The sequence below is a fragment of the Pseudomonas sp. BF-B-26 genome (assembly GCF_019956495.1).
Taxonomy (GTDB): domain Bacteria; phylum Pseudomonadota; class Gammaproteobacteria; order Pseudomonadales; family Pseudomonadaceae; genus Aquipseudomonas.
This window is the reverse complement of sequence record NZ_JAHBDP010000080.1, coordinates 113,730-127,198: the sequence shown is the minus strand read 5'-3', so window position 1 is coordinate 127,198 and position 13,469 is coordinate 113,730. Positions and strand designations below refer to the sequence as shown.

Here is a 13,469-nt window from a genome sequence, read left to right as displayed (position 1 = left end):
CTTGCAGAAGGGGAGGGCGATGGTGGGCGGGTGGGCCCACCGTGAAGTGTGCCGTCAAATGACTGGAATGTCGTCGAGATACTTCTCGGCGTCCAGCGCGGCCATGCAACCGGCCCCGGCAGACGTGACGGCCTGGCGATAAACGTGATCGGCCACGTCCCCGGCGGCAAATACGCCCGGGATTTCGGTGCTGGTAGCATCGCCTTCGCTGCCGCCCTTGACCAGCAGGTAGCCGTTACGCATTTTCAGCTGGCCTTCGAACAGGTCGGTGTTGGGCTTGTGGCCAATAGCGATGAACACGCCGGTCAGCGGCAATTCACTGGTTTCGTCAGTGTGGCTGTCCCGCAGGCGGGCGCCGGTCACACCGCTGGCATCACCCAGCACTTCATCCAGATTCTGGTTCCAGTGCAGGCGGATATTGCCTTTAGCGGCTTTTTCGAAGAGTTTGTCCTGAAGAATCTTCTCCGAGCGCAACTTGTCGCGGCGGTGAATCAGGTGAACTTCCTTGGCGATGTTTGACAGGTACAGCGCTTCTTCAACTGCCGTGTTGCCGCCGCCAACGACGGCGACCACCTGATTGCGGTAGAAGAAACCGTCGCACGTCGCGCAGGCCGACACGCCTTTGCCGGCAAATGTCTCTTCCGATGGCAGCCCCAGGTATTGCGCCGAGGCGCCGGTGGCGATAATCAGAGCATCACAGGTGTAAGTACCGCTGTCGCCGATGAGTTCGAACGGGCGCTCTTGCAACTTGGCAGTGTGGATGTGGTCGTAGACGATCTCTGTATGAAAACGCTCTGCGTGTTGTTGCATGCGTTCCATCAGCACCGGGCCGGTGAGGCCTTCGACATCACCGGGCCAGTTGTCGACTTCGACGGTGGTGGTGAGCTGGCCACCTGCCTGTATGCCGGTAATCACAACGGGGTTGAGGTTGGCGCGGGCGGCATAAACGGCAGCGCTGTAACCGGCGGGGCCGGAACCCAGAATGATCAGGCGGGAATGCTTCGCTTCGCTCATAAAAACACCTCATAAGCCTTTGTCACAAAAGAGAATGCATGCTCAAATTGAAACGCGCGTCATGTGCTGTTGGCTATGCTACACCTTGGGTTTCAAGCATGGCATCGAACGAACAAACCCGTACAATGCCTGCCTGTAACAGCGTTTGTAATAAAATAAGCGTTGCGCGCCGTGTTTATAAAAACCGGGGTGTAGTGTTAAAAGTAGTCCCAGTTGCGCCTGTTAACTTTTTTGCCTGCCTGGATTGGGCAGTTTTTTATAGTCATTCAACAGATGGACGCGCCATAGGCGCAGGAAAAGAAGCGTTTTGAAGAAATCCACCGCAGCACCAAAAACAGTCGTTCCGCTCTGGCGCCAGCAATTGCACTACCGGCTCAAGGAAGGTGCATTGATCGCCATCGGGGGCTTGTGCCTGTTCCTGATGATGGCCTTGTTGACCTACGGCAAGGACGATCCGGGCTGGAGCCATAACAGCAAGATCGACGATGTGCAGAACTTCGGCGGGCCGGTCGGCTCCTACAGCGCCGATATCCTGTTCATGGTGTTGGGTTACTTCGCCTATATCTTCCCGTTGTTGCTGGCGATCAAGGCCTATCAAATCTTCCGTCAACGCCACGAGCAGTGGGAGTGGAGCGGCTGGCTGTTCTCCTGGCGCCTGATCGGCCTGGTGTTTCTGGTGCTGTCGGGCGCGGCCCTGGCCCATATCCATTTCCACGCCGCGACCGGTCTGCCGGCTGGCGCTGGCGGCGCTTTGGGCGAAAGCCTCGGTGATCTGGCCAGGAATGCCCTGAACATCCAGGGCAGTACGCTGGTGTTCATCGCGCTGTTCCTGTTTGGCCTGACGGTGTTCACCGACCTCTCGTGGTTCAAAGTGATGGACCTCACCGGCAAAATCACCCTCGACCTGTTCGAATTGTTCCAGGGCGCAGCCAATCGCTGGTGGGCGGCCCGTGTCGAGCGTAAACAACTGGTTGCGCAGTTGCGTGAAGTCGATGATCGCGTGCATAACGTGGTCGCGCCGACCGTCACGGACAAGCGTGAGCAAGCCAAGGTCAAGGAACGCCTGATCGAACGTGAGCAGGCCCTGAGCAAACACATGTCGGACCGCGAGAAGCAGGTGCCGCCGGTGATTGCCCCTGCGCCACCCAAGCCAGCGGCGCCCAGCAAACGGGTGGAAAAAGAGAAACAGGCGCCGTTGTTCGTCGACAGCGCCGTCGAAGGCACCTTGCCGCCGATCTCGATTCTCGACCCGGCAGAAAAGAAACAACTCAATTACTCGCCTGAATCCCTGGCGGCGGTCGGCCATTTGCTGGAAATCAAGCTCAAGGAATTCGGCGTCGAAGTGTCGGTGGATTCGATTCACCCGGGCCCGGTGATTACCCGTTACGAAATCCAGCCAGCGGCCGGCGTCAAGGTCAGTCGCATCTCCAACCTGGCGAAAGACCTGGCACGTTCCCTGGCCGTGACCAGCGTGCGCGTGGTGGAAGTGATTCCGGGCAAGACCACCGTCGGTATCGAGATTCCTAACGAAGACCGCCAGATCGTGCGCTTCTCCGAAGTGCTGTCGACCCCCGAGTACGACAACTTCAAGTCGCCGGTTACTTTGGCTCTGGGCCACGACATCGGCGGCAAGCCGGTCATCACCGACCTGGCGAAAATGCCTCACTTGCTGGTAGCCGGTACGACCGGTTCCGGTAAATCGGTGGGCGTGAACGCGATGATCCTGTCGATCCTGTTCAAGTCCGGCCCGGAAGACGCCAAGCTGATCATGATCGACCCGAAAATGCTTGAGCTGTCGATCTACGAAGGCATTCCGCACCTGTTGTGCCCGGTCGTGACCGACATGAAGGACGCCGCCAACGCCCTGCGCTGGAGCGTGGCCGAGATGGAACGTCGCTACAAGCTGATGGCGAAGATGGGCGTGCGTAACCTGTCGGGCTTCAACGCCAAGGTCAAGGAAGCCCAGGACGCCGGTACGCCATTGACCGATCCGTTGTACAAGCGCGAAAGCATTCACGACGAAGCGCCGCTGTTGACCAAGCTGCCGACCATCGTTGTGGTGGTGGACGAATTCGCCGACATGATGATGATCGTCGGCAAGAAGGTTGAAGAACTGATCGCCCGTATCGCCCAGAAGGCCCGTGCCGCCGGTATCCACTTGATCCTCGCGACCCAGCGTCCGTCGGTTGACGTGATCACCGGTCTGATCAAGGCCAACATTCCGACCCGTATGGCGTTCCAGGTTTCGAGCAAGATCGATTCGCGCACCATCATCGACCAGGGCGGCGCCGAACAACTGTTGGGCCACGGTGACATGCTCTACATGCCGCCGGGCACCAGCCTGCCGATCCGTGTTCACGGTGCTTTTGTCTCCGATGACGAGGTTCACCGGGTGGTTGAGGCCTGGAAACTGCGCGGCGCACCGGAATACAACGACGAGATTCTCGCCGGTGTCGAAGAGCCCGGTAGTGGCTTTGAAGGCGGCAGCAGTGGCGACGACGACAGTGAATCCGACGCGCTCTACGACGAAGCGGTGCAGTTCGTACTGGAAAGCCGTCGAGCGTCCATCTCTGCGGTTCAACGCAAGCTGAAAATTGGCTACAACCGCGCCGCGCGCATGATCGAAGCCATGGAGATGGCCGGGGTCGTGACGTCCATGAACACCAACGGTTCGCGTGAAGTCCTGGCTCCGGGCCCGGTACGCGACTGAATTGATTGAAACGCGGTGGCGTAATGACGCGCCATCGCACCCCCACGAATGTTATGAGGACTCCCATGCGTCTTATCCGCATGCTGTTGCTGCCGGTTTTGGCTTTGACCACGCTCTCGGCCCACGCCGATGACAAGGACGTGGCGCGTCTGACCCAATTGCTGGAAAAATCCCAGACCCTGACCGCGCGGTTCTCCCAGTTGACCCTCGACGGCAGCGGCACCCAATTGCAGGAAACCGCGGGTGAAATGTCCTTGCAGCGTCCTGGCTTGTTTTACTGGCACACCAATGCGCCGGCCGAACAAACGATGGTCTCCGACGGCAAGAAGGTAACGTTGTGGGATCCGGACCTTGAGCAGGCCACCATCAAGAACCTCGATCAGCGCCTGACCCAGACCCCGGCGTTGCTGCTGTCCGGTGACGTGTCCAAGATCAGCCAGAGCTTCGACATCAGCGCCAAGGAAGCCGGTGGCGTGATCGACTTCACCTTGAAGCCGAAAACCAAGGACACCCTGTTCGACAGCCTGCGCCTCTCGTTCCGCAATGGCCTGGTCAATGACATGCAGATGATCGACAGCGTCGGTCAGCGTACCAACATCCTGTTCACCGGCGTGAAAGCCAACGAGCCGATTCCGGCGTCCAAGTTCAAGTTCGACATCCCCAAGGGTGCCGATGTGATCCAGGAATAACCCGCCCTACTGTGGGAGCGGGCTTGCTCGCGAAGAGGGCGTGTCAGTCACCATCAATGTTGTCTGGCACACCGCATTCGCGAGCAAGCCCGCTCCCACAGGAACCGATGTGTTCAATACTCAATTGATCGGCATCAGGAACCAGTGAGGTTTCAACGCTAAGTGATGGACCTGTTTCGCAGTGCCCCGATAGCTCAGCCCTTGGCCGCCCGTTTGCGTGCGGCCAATCTGGACGAGTACGTCGGTCAGGAACACCTGCTCGCTCGCGGCAAGCCTTTGCGCGAAGCGCTGGAGCAGGGTGCCTTGCACTCGATGATTTTCTGGGGCCCGCCGGGTGTGGGCAAGACCACGCTGGCGCGGCTGCTGGCGGAAGTCTCGGATGCGCACTTCGAAACGGTTTCGGCGGTACTGGCCGGCGTGAAGGAAATCCGTCAGGCGGTGGAAATCGCCAAGCAGCAGGCCGGGCAGTACGGCCGGCGGACCATCCTGTTCGTCGATGAAGTGCATCGCTTCAACAAGTCTCAGCAGGACGCGTTCCTGCCGTACGTTGAAGACGGCACGCTGATTTTCATTGGCGCAACCACTGAAAATCCCTCCTTCGAACTCAACAACGCGCTGCTCTCCCGAGCCCGCGTCTACGTGCTCAAAAGCCTCGACGAAGCGGCCCTGCGCAAACTGGTGCATCGCGCGCTGACTGAAGAGCGTGGCCTGGGCAAGCGGCAATTGACTCTCAGCGATGAAGGCTTCCAGATGCTGCTGTCGGCCGCCGATGGCGATGGCCGGCGTCTGCTCAACCTGCTGGAAAACGCCTCGGACCTGGCTGAAGACAACAGCGAGATTGGCGTCGACCTGCTGCAAAGCCTGCTCGGTGATACCCGTCGACGTTTCGACAAGGGCGGCGAAGCGTTTTACGACCAGATTTCCGCGCTGCATAAATCCGTGCGCGGCTCCAATCCCGACGGTGCACTGTACTGGTTCGCCCGAATGATCGACGGCGGTTGCGATCCGCTGTACCTGGCCCGGCGCGTGGTGCGCATGGCCAGCGAAGACATCGGCAACGCCGATCCCCGCGCCCTGAGCCTGTGTCTGGCGGCGTGGGAAGTGCAGGAGCGCCTCGGCAGTCCCGAAGGCGAGTTGGCGGTCGCCCAGGCCATCACCTATCTGGCTTGCGCGCCGAAAAGCAACGCGGTGTACATGGGTTTCAAAGCTGCCATGCGCAGCGCCACCGAACACGGTTCGCTGGAAGTGCCGCTGCACCTGCGCAACGCGCCGACGAAGCTGATGAAGCAACTGGGTTATGGCGACGAATACCGTTACGCCCACGATGAGCCGGACGCTTACGCCGCTGGCGAAGACTATTTCCCGGAAGAACTCGAGCCACAACCGTTCTATCAGCCGGTGCCGCGTGGCCTGGAGCTGAAGATCGGCGAGAAGCTCAATCACCTCGCGCAACTTGACCGTCTAAGCCCCCGGCAGCGGAGAAAATAGTGATCCCATTGATCGTTGCCGTTTCTGTGGGCGGTATCGCCGGAACGCTTTTGCGCTTTGCCACGGGTAACTGGATCAACGCTAATTGGCCGCGGCACTTCTATACCGCGACGCTGGCCGTTAATATCGTCGGCTGTTTGCTGATCGGCGTTCTATACGGTCTGTTTTTAATACGCCCGGAGGTGCCGTTTGAGGTGCGCGCCGGGTTGATGGTCGGCTTCCTCGGGGGGCTGACGACTTTTTCATCTTTTTCACTGGATACGGTGCGTCTGCTGGAAACCGGGCAAATACCGCTGGCTTTTGTCTATGCTGCCATCAGCGTATTCGGCGGACTGCTCGCTACCTGGGCTGGCCTGTCCTTGACCAAACTTTGATAACGAGAGACCGACATGCTCGATTCCAAACTGTTACGTAGCAACCTTCAGGACGTAGCGGACCGCCTGGCATCCCGTGGCTACACGCTGGATGTCGCGCGCATCGAAGCGCTGGAAGAACAGCGCAAGACCGTCCAGACCCGCACCGAAGCACTGCAGGCTGACCGTAATGCGCGCTCCAAATCCATCGGCCAGGCCAAGCAGCGCGGCGAAGACATCGCGCCGCTGATGGCCGACGTCGAGCGCATGGCGAACGAATTGAGCGCCGGTAAAGTCGAGCTGGACGCGATCCAGACCGATCTGGATTCGATCCTGCTCGGCATCCCGAACCTGCCGCACGAATCCGTGCCGATCGGTGATGACGAAGACGGCAACGTCGAAGTGCGCCGCTGGGGCACCCCGACCGCGTTCGATTTCCCGGTTCAGGACCACGTCGCCCTGGGCGAGAAATTCGGCTGGCTGGACTTCGAAACCGCCGCCAAGCTGTCCGGCGCCCGTTTCGCTCTGTTGCGCGGCCCGATTGCTCGCATGCACCGCGCCCTGGCGCAGTTCATGATCAACCTGCACACCAGCGAACACGGTTACGAAGAGGCCTACACGCCTTATCTGGTTCAAGCGCCGGCGTTGCAAGGCACGGGTCAGCTGCCGAAGTTCGAAGAAGACCTGTTCAAGATTGCTCGCGAAGGCGAAGCCGATCTGTACCTGATTCCGACCGCCGAAGTGTCGCTGACCAACATCGTCGCTGGCGAAATCGTCGATTCGAAACTGCTGCCGATCAAGTTCGTCGCCCACACGCCATGCTTTCGCAGTGAAGCCGGTGCGTCGGGTCGCGATACGCGCGGGATGATCCGCCAGCACCAGTTCGACAAAGTTGAAATGGTCCAGATCGTTGAGCCGTCGACCTCGATGGAAGCGCTGGAAGGCCTGACGGCCAACGCCGAAAAAGTCCTGCAATTGCTCGAACTGCCTTATCGCACTATTGCGCTGTGCACCGGCGACATGGGCTTCAGCGCGGTCAAGACTTACGACCTGGAAGTGTGGATCCCGAGCCAGGACAAATACCGCGAGATTTCGTCGTGCTCCAACTGCGGTGATTTCCAGGCCCGCCGTATGCAAGCGCGTTTCCGCAACCCGGAAACCGGCAAGCCTGAACTGGTTCACACCCTGAACGGTTCCGGCCTGGCGGTCGGTCGTACGCTGGTGGCGGTGCTGGAAAACTACCAGCAGGCCGACGGTTCGATCCGTGTGCCGGACGTGCTGAAACCGTACATGGGTGGCCTTGAGGTCATCGGCTAAATGGACTATCTGCCGCTGTTCCATAACCTTCGCGGCAGTCGTGTCTTGGTCGTCGGCGGGGGGGAGATTGCCTTGCGCAAATCCCGCCTGCTGGCCGAAGCCGGTGCGCTGCTGCGGGTGGTCGCACCTGAAATCGAACCGCAATTGCGCGAACTGGTTGCCGGCAGCGGTGGCGAGTGTCTGGTGCGAGGCTACGTTGAGTCGGACCTGGACGGTTGCGGGCTGATCATCGCCGCCACCGACGACGAACCGCTGAACGCGCAAGTCTCCGCCGATGCCCATCGGCGTTGCGTGCCGGTCAATGTGGTGGACGCGCCAGCCTTGTGCAGCGTGATCTTCCCGGCGATCGTCGACCGTTCTCCTTTGATCGTAGCGGTCTCCAGCGGCGGCGACGCGCCGGTGCTGGCGCGGTTGATCCGCGCCAAACTGGAAACCTGGATTCCTTCCACCTACGGTCAATTGGCCGGCCTGGCCGCGCGTTTTCGCAGCCAGGTCAAACACCTGTTCCCGGATGTGCAGCAGCGTCGGGCGTTCTGGGAAGATGTGTTCCAGGGCCCGATTGCCGACCGACAACTGGCCGGGCAGGGCGCCGAAGCCGAGCGCTTGATGCTGGCGAAAATTGCCGGTGAAGCACCGAATGCAACGGGCGAAGTCTATTTGGTGGGCGCCGGCCCGGGTGATCCCGACCTGCTGACCTTCCGTGCCTTGCGTCTGATGCAGCAAGCCGATGTGGTGCTGTATGACCGCCTGGTGGCGCCGGCGATTCTGGATTTGTGCCGTCGCGATGCCGAGCGGGTTTACGTCGGCAAGCGTCGCGCCGATCACGCCGTGCCTCAGGATCAGATCAACCAGCAATTGGTGGATTTGGCCAAGCAAGGCAAGCGAGTCGTGCGATTGAAGGGCGGTGATCCGTTCATCTTCGGTCGCGGCGGTGAAGAGATCGAAGAACTGGCGGCCCATGGCATTCCGTTCCAGGTGGTGCCGGGTATCACCGCGGCCAGCGGTTGCGCGGCGTATGCCGGGATTCCGCTGACTCACCGTGATTACGCGCAGTCTGTGCGTTTTGTCACCGGGCACCTGAAGGACGGCTCCACCGATTTGCCCTGGGCCGACCTGGTCGCGCCGGCGCAAACCCTGGTGTTTTACATGGGGTTGGTGGGTTTGCCGATCATCTGCGAGCAGTTGATCAAGCATGGTCGCGCGGCGGATACGCCAGCGGCGTTGATCCAGCAGGGCACCACGGTCAATCAGCGGGTGTTTACCGGCACCTTGGCCGATTTGCCAAGTCTGGTGGCGGAGCATGAAGTGCATGCGCCGACGCTGGTGATCGTTGGGGAAGTGGTGCAATTACGCGAGAAACTGGCGTGGTTCGAGGGCGCTCAGGCGCAAGTCTAAAAACCGCGTCGCCCCCTTCGCGAGCAAGCCCGCTCCCACAGAGGATTTGTGAACGACACAAATCAAATGTGGGAGCGGGCTTGCTCGCGAAGGGGCCCTCAAAACCACCGCATACTTCAGATCAGACCTCGGCTCTGCGCCAAACCCCTTTCCCACTCAACCGCTCGCGATCATGCGGCGCTGTGAATGCCTGCGCCGGCCCTTTAGGCACGATCCCCGTCGGATTGATGGTCTTGTGGCTGCCGTAGTAGTGATTCTTGATGTGCTCGAAATCCACCGTCTCGGCAATCCCCGGCCACTGATAAATCTCCCGCAGCCAGTTCGACAGATTCGGATAATCGGCAATCCGCCGCAGGTTGCACTTGAAGTGCCCGTGATACACCGCGTCAAAGCGAATCAACGTGGTGAACAGCCGAATATCAGCTTCAGTCAGGTATTCGCCGGTCAGGTAGCGATTGGCGCCCAACAGCTGTTCCAGGCGATCCAGTTCGTTAAACACATCATCGAACGCCTCTTCATAAGCCTTCTGCGCCGTAGCAAACCCTGCGCGATACACGCCATTGTTCACCGCCGGATAAATCCGTTCGTTCAGCGCGTCGATCTCGCCCCGCAACGGCGCCGGGTAGAAATCCAGGTCATTACCCGTCAAATCATCGAAGGCGCCATTGAACATGCGGATGATCTCCGCCGATTCATTGTTGACGATGCGATTCTGCTGTTTGTCCCAAAGCACCGGCACGGTGACGCGGCCGGTGTAGTCGGCGGTATCGGCGGTGTAGCGCTGATGCATGAAATTGAAATGATCGAGCTTGTCCCCGGTCGATCCGAGGTTCTGGTCGAAGGTCCAGCCGTTTTCCAGCATCAACCAACTGACCACCGAGACGTCGATGAGGCTTTCGAGGCCTTTGAGTTTGCGCAGGATCAGCGTGCGGTGAGCCCATGGACAGGCGAGGGACACGTAGAGGTGATAACGACCGGCCTCGGCCGCAAAGCCACCAACACCGGTCGGGCCAGGTTTGCCGTCGGCGGTCAGCCAGTTGCGACGCTGCGCTTGTTCACGCTGGAACGTACCGTCCTTGCCGCTTTCGTACCACTGGTCATGCCAGCGACCTTCAACTAACAAACCCATGTTCAAGACTCCTCAACCAATAAGCGTTGGAGAAGAGTCTATTCGCATAGGTTCGATAAAAAAGCGCAAAGGTTGGGCGCTTATGATCGGTTAAATCGATTTGTCCCGCGCATCCCAATACTGCTGGGCGGTTTCGAAGGCGTGTTCGCGGGTTTGACCCAGGCCGCGCAAGGCCAGGGCCATGGTCGAGATCAGCGCCATTTGCGGATAGCTGTCGACCACGTCGCCACGCCACACGGCTTTGAGATGCTCGGGATCGAGGGTGGCCGGTTTGACGTGGCGTTGTGCCGACAACTGCGGCCATTCCTCGTCCCAGCTTTCGCCGCCAGTGGTGCCGTACAAGTGACTGTCGGCGTCCGGGTTGATCTCGATTTCGCCGCCGTCGCCTTTCACCACGATCGCGGTATCGCCGAGTAAACCGCTGGCATCGCGATGCACCGCCTGGTAACCGGGGTGGAAAATGCTTTGCAGGCCACAGCGGGCACTCAACGGGTTGAGAATCCGCGTCAGGGAATGGATCGGCGAGCGCAGGCCCAAGGTGTTGCGCAGGTCGATCATTCGTTGCAGCTGCGGTGCCCAATCCACCAGCGGCATGAAGGCCAGACCGCCGTTATCCAGTGCGTGGCCGACCTGCTGCCAGTCGCGGCACAACGGAATCTTCAACTCATCCAGCAGTTGCTCGCTGTACAGCCGACCGGCCGTGTGTGCGCCGCCGCCATGCATGAAAATCCGCACACCGTTCTGCGCCAGACACTTGGCGGCCAACAGGTACCAAGGCAGATGGCGTTTCTTGCCGGCATACGTCGGCCAGTCCAGATCGACGGCCAGTGCCGGCGGATTCAACCGTTCACGCAACGCTTCGGTAAAGCCCGCCATTTCCTCAGCGCTTTCTTCCTTGTGCCGCAACAGCATCAGGAACGCGCCGAGCTGGGTGTCCTCGACCTTGTGGTCGAGCACCATGCCCATGGCTTCGCGGGCTTCTTCGCGGGTCAAGTCGCGGGCGCCGCGTTTGCCCTTGCCGAGAATGCGCACGAACTGGGCGAACGGATGTTCGGCGGGTGTTTCGAGGGTCAGCGCTGGGTAGTCGGTCATAAGCAATTCGTCGGTTTGGGCAGGCCCGCCAGTTTCGCGGCGAGTTTGGCAGGGGTGCCTTTGAACAGTCGGTTCAGGTGCAGGCTGTTGCCCTTGTCCGGGCCCAGCTTCATTGCTGTGTACTTGATCAGCGGACGGGTGGCCGGCGACAGCTGGAATTCGGCGTAGAAGCTGCGCAGCAGTTCGAGGATTTCCCAGTGTTCGGGGCTCAACTCGATGTCTTCGGCGGCTGCGAGGGCGCTGGCCACTTCGCAGGACCAGTCGCTCAGTTCGACCAGGAAGCCGTCCTTGTCCAACTCGATGGCGCGTGCGCCGACCGTCAGGGATTTCATAGCCAACTGTTGACCTTGTCGTAGTGAATCGACAGCTCGACGAAGGCCGGGTAATCGATAGCCTTGGCCGTGTCAGGAATCTCCAGCGCGCGAGCCTGGGCGTCTTCGGCCAGTACGAACAGTTTCAGGTGGCGGGCGTTCAGTGCATTGAACGGCGCGGTGCCGGGTTGCAGCGCATAAACCGCGTCGCCCGTCAGCAGCAGCGCATCGTCAGCGCCCATCAAGCGCAGACAACTGGTCAGGCGATCGTCGCCGAACGGGGAATGAGACAACACATGCAAAGTCGACATCAGAGGGTGATCACCTGGTCGTAACGGTCAATAAGTGCGGTGATTTCGTGAGCGGCCAGCACCTGCGCTTCTTCCAGCGACAAGCCGGCCGGGTTCAGACCCCGTTCCGCAACGCTGTCGCCACAGACAAACAGCTCGTCGACACCGAACATCGGCAAGGCTTGCAGGTTGGCGCTCAGGTCCTTCTGCTGGAGGGCCTTGGCGTCCTGTTTCGCGGCGAGCTGGAACACCCCGTCATCGAGAAACAGCAGGCCGATCGGCAGATCAAAGGCACCGCCGGCCAGCACGATATCCAGCGCTTCCCGCGCACTCGGCCCGGACCAGGGCGCCTGACGGCTGATAATCAGCAAGGATTTAGCCATTTCACGCGCCTCCGAAACAGATCAGTCGGTCGGCGTCCTGCACCGCGTCATGCAGCTGGCCCAGGCCAGACAATTCCCACGGCGCGCCCACCGCCACCGCTTGACGCTGATAGCGCCCGGCTTCTTCTTCGTTCAACACGCCACGACGCAGGGCGGCTGCGATACACACGACACCGTCCAGTTGATGCTCGGTGACGAAGTTGCGCCATTGCTTGGGCAAATCCTGTTCATCCTGCGGCGTGATTACGCTGCCGGAGGCGTTGTAGACGCCGTCCTGATAGAAAAACAGCCGGACAATCTCATGCCCACCGGCCAGCGCAGCCTGAGCAAACAGCAGGGCGCGGCGCGAGGAGGGCGCATGGGCAGCGGAAAACAGCGCGATGGCGAACTTCATGACGGACTCGATCAGCAAAACTGCGGCCATGATAAAGCTTTATCGCCGGGGCGGCTAAATGGGTTTTCCCTTGGGACCGAGTCGCCCCCTTCGCGAGCAAGCCCGCTCCCACATTTGACCGAGTTCTAACTGAAGAACACGGTCAAATGTGGGAGCGGGCTTGCTCGCGAAGGGGGCCTGACAGACACCACCAATTCAGCGCGGCATGTAGCCCAACTGCCAGCGCTGAGGGATTTTCAGCGACATCAACCCGACCACGCCGGCCAGCAGGCCGCTGACAAACAAGGCCCTGAGCCCCAAGTGATGTTCCAGCAAGGCGCCGAGTACCGCGCCGGCAAACATCCCGGTCCAGGGAATCAATTGCACGCGCCAACCGTTGCGCCGTTCGCCGAGCATCCAGCGCCCCAGACCACGGCCGAAGCGCGACAGGGCGCCGGTGACGTAGGTCAGGCCGACCGGCAGGCCGTTCACTTCTTCCACGGCGGCATTGAGCATGCCCATGGCGATGATCGTCGCCAGTAGCGCTGGCAATTGTTCGTCGTAGGGCCAGGCAGCAGCGCCGCAGAGCAGCGTGGCGATGCACAGCAGCAAGGGCAGCGCCCGACGGCCGCCGAGGCGGCTGACGACAATCCCCAAGGCGTTGCCGACGACGAAGGTGCCGACGAGGATCATCAGGCGCAAGGTCAGGCCCAGGTCGCCGTCGCTGATAGCGACGGCGAGGCGGGTGGTGTTGCCGCTCATGAACGAGACGAAGTCGCCGCTGGCCATGAAGCCGATGGCGTCGGTCATGCCGGCGAGCACCGAGAGGCTGGCCACCAGCGACATACCGATGCGACCGCGCCATTTGCGGGTATGCAGATGGCCCGGGCTGGCGCGGTCAGTTGAGAGGGATGGCAACATCAGC

The 13,469-nt window shown here is 60.6% G+C and carries 15 protein-coding genes; 7 read left to right on the top strand and 8 right to left on the bottom strand.

Going from position 1 to position 13,469, the window contains the following annotated elements; translation table 11 throughout:
* Window positions 1–54 precede the first annotated feature (54 nt).
* Window positions 55–1,014 (bottom strand): thioredoxin-disulfide reductase, encoded by a 960-nt coding sequence (trxB, locus tag KGB03_RS17505; RefSeq protein ID WP_192410548.1) that lies wholly within the window; start codon window positions 1,012–1,014, stop codon window positions 55–57.
* 38 nt (window positions 1,015–1,052) lie between these two features.
* Between trxB and KGB03_RS17500 the strand changes: the two genes are divergently transcribed.
* From KGB03_RS17500 to cysG, 7 genes are all read left to right on the top strand, one after another.
* On the top strand, window positions 1,053–1,325 hold the full coding sequence (locus KGB03_RS17500) for a hypothetical protein (protein WP_132834031.1): 273 nt from the start codon (window positions 1,053–1,055) through the stop codon (window positions 1,323–1,325).
* Complete coding sequence (locus tag KGB03_RS17495; protein ID WP_111448955.1) at window positions 1,322–3,724, top strand: DNA translocase FtsK; 2,403 nt, start codon at window positions 1,322–1,324, stop codon at window positions 3,722–3,724. Before KGB03_RS17500 ends, KGB03_RS17495 begins: the two co-directional genes overlap by 4 nt.
* 65 nt (window positions 3,725–3,789) lie before the next feature.
* The gene (gene lolA / locus KGB03_RS17490; RefSeq protein WP_008154853.1) at window positions 3,790–4,413 is read left to right on the top strand and encodes an outer membrane lipoprotein chaperone LolA; all 624 of its coding nucleotides are present in this window, start codon (window positions 3,790–3,792) and stop codon (window positions 4,411–4,413) included.
* 165 nt (window positions 4,414–4,578) lie between these two features.
* The gene (locus KGB03_RS17485; protein ID WP_111448954.1) at window positions 4,579–5,901 is read left to right on the top strand and encodes a replication-associated recombination protein A; all 1,323 of its coding nucleotides are present in this window, start codon (window positions 4,579–4,581) and stop codon (window positions 5,899–5,901) included.
* Window positions 5,901–6,275, top strand: a complete 375-nt coding sequence (crcB, locus tag KGB03_RS17480) for a fluoride efflux transporter CrcB (protein WP_192410549.1) — start codon at window positions 5,901–5,903, stop codon at window positions 6,273–6,275. The genes KGB03_RS17485 and crcB overlap by 1 nt, the downstream gene beginning before the upstream one ends.
* 15 nt (window positions 6,276–6,290) lie before the next feature.
* Window positions 6,291–7,571 (top strand): serine--tRNA ligase, encoded by a 1,281-nt coding sequence (serS, locus tag KGB03_RS17475; RefSeq protein ID WP_008154844.1) that lies wholly within the window; start codon window positions 6,291–6,293, stop codon window positions 7,569–7,571.
* Window positions 7,572–8,966 (top strand): siroheme synthase CysG, encoded by a 1,395-nt coding sequence (gene cysG / locus KGB03_RS17470; RefSeq protein WP_192410550.1) that lies wholly within the window; start codon window positions 7,572–7,574, stop codon window positions 8,964–8,966.
* Between the two features lie 121 nt (window positions 8,967–9,087).
* Here cysG and KGB03_RS17465 read toward each other — a convergent pair whose 3' ends face one another.
* The 7 genes from KGB03_RS17465 to KGB03_RS17435 all read right to left on the bottom strand — a co-directional run bounded on the left by KGB03_RS17465 (window position 9,088) and on the right by KGB03_RS17435 (window position 13,465).
* Window positions 9,088–10,095, bottom strand: a complete 1,008-nt coding sequence (locus KGB03_RS17465) for a glutathione S-transferase family protein (protein ID WP_008154838.1) — start codon at window positions 10,093–10,095, stop codon at window positions 9,088–9,090.
* A 90-nt stretch (window positions 10,096–10,185) separates the two neighbouring features.
* A complete protein-coding gene (locus KGB03_RS17460) occupies window positions 10,186–11,187 on the bottom strand; it encodes a glycosyl transferase family protein (protein ID WP_218535912.1) in 1,002 nt (333 codons plus the stop codon).
* Window positions 11,184–11,519, bottom strand: a complete 336-nt coding sequence (locus tag KGB03_RS17455) for a TusE/DsrC/DsvC family sulfur relay protein (RefSeq protein WP_111448950.1) — start codon at window positions 11,517–11,519, stop codon at window positions 11,184–11,186. The genes KGB03_RS17460 and KGB03_RS17455 overlap by 4 nt, the downstream gene beginning before the upstream one ends.
* A complete protein-coding gene (gene tusB, locus KGB03_RS17450) occupies window positions 11,516–11,809 on the bottom strand; it encodes a sulfurtransferase complex subunit TusB (protein ID WP_056743895.1) in 294 nt (97 codons plus the stop codon). The genes KGB03_RS17455 and tusB overlap by 4 nt, the downstream gene beginning before the upstream one ends.
* Window positions 11,809–12,171, bottom strand: coding sequence for a sulfurtransferase complex subunit TusC (gene tusC, locus KGB03_RS17445; protein ID WP_111448948.1), 363 nt, complete (start codon window positions 12,169–12,171; stop codon window positions 11,809–11,811). Before tusC ends, tusB begins: the two co-directional genes overlap by 1 nt.
* A gap of 1 nt (window position 12,172) precedes the next feature.
* Window positions 12,173–12,565 (bottom strand): sulfurtransferase complex subunit TusD, encoded by a 393-nt coding sequence (tusD, locus tag KGB03_RS17440; RefSeq protein WP_218536263.1) that lies wholly within the window; start codon window positions 12,563–12,565, stop codon window positions 12,173–12,175.
* A gap of 195 nt (window positions 12,566–12,760) precedes the next feature.
* Window positions 12,761–13,465, bottom strand: a complete 705-nt coding sequence (locus tag KGB03_RS17435; protein WP_192410555.1) for a YoaK family protein — start codon at window positions 13,463–13,465, stop codon at window positions 12,761–12,763.
* Between the last annotated feature and the right edge of the window lie 4 nt (window positions 13,466–13,469).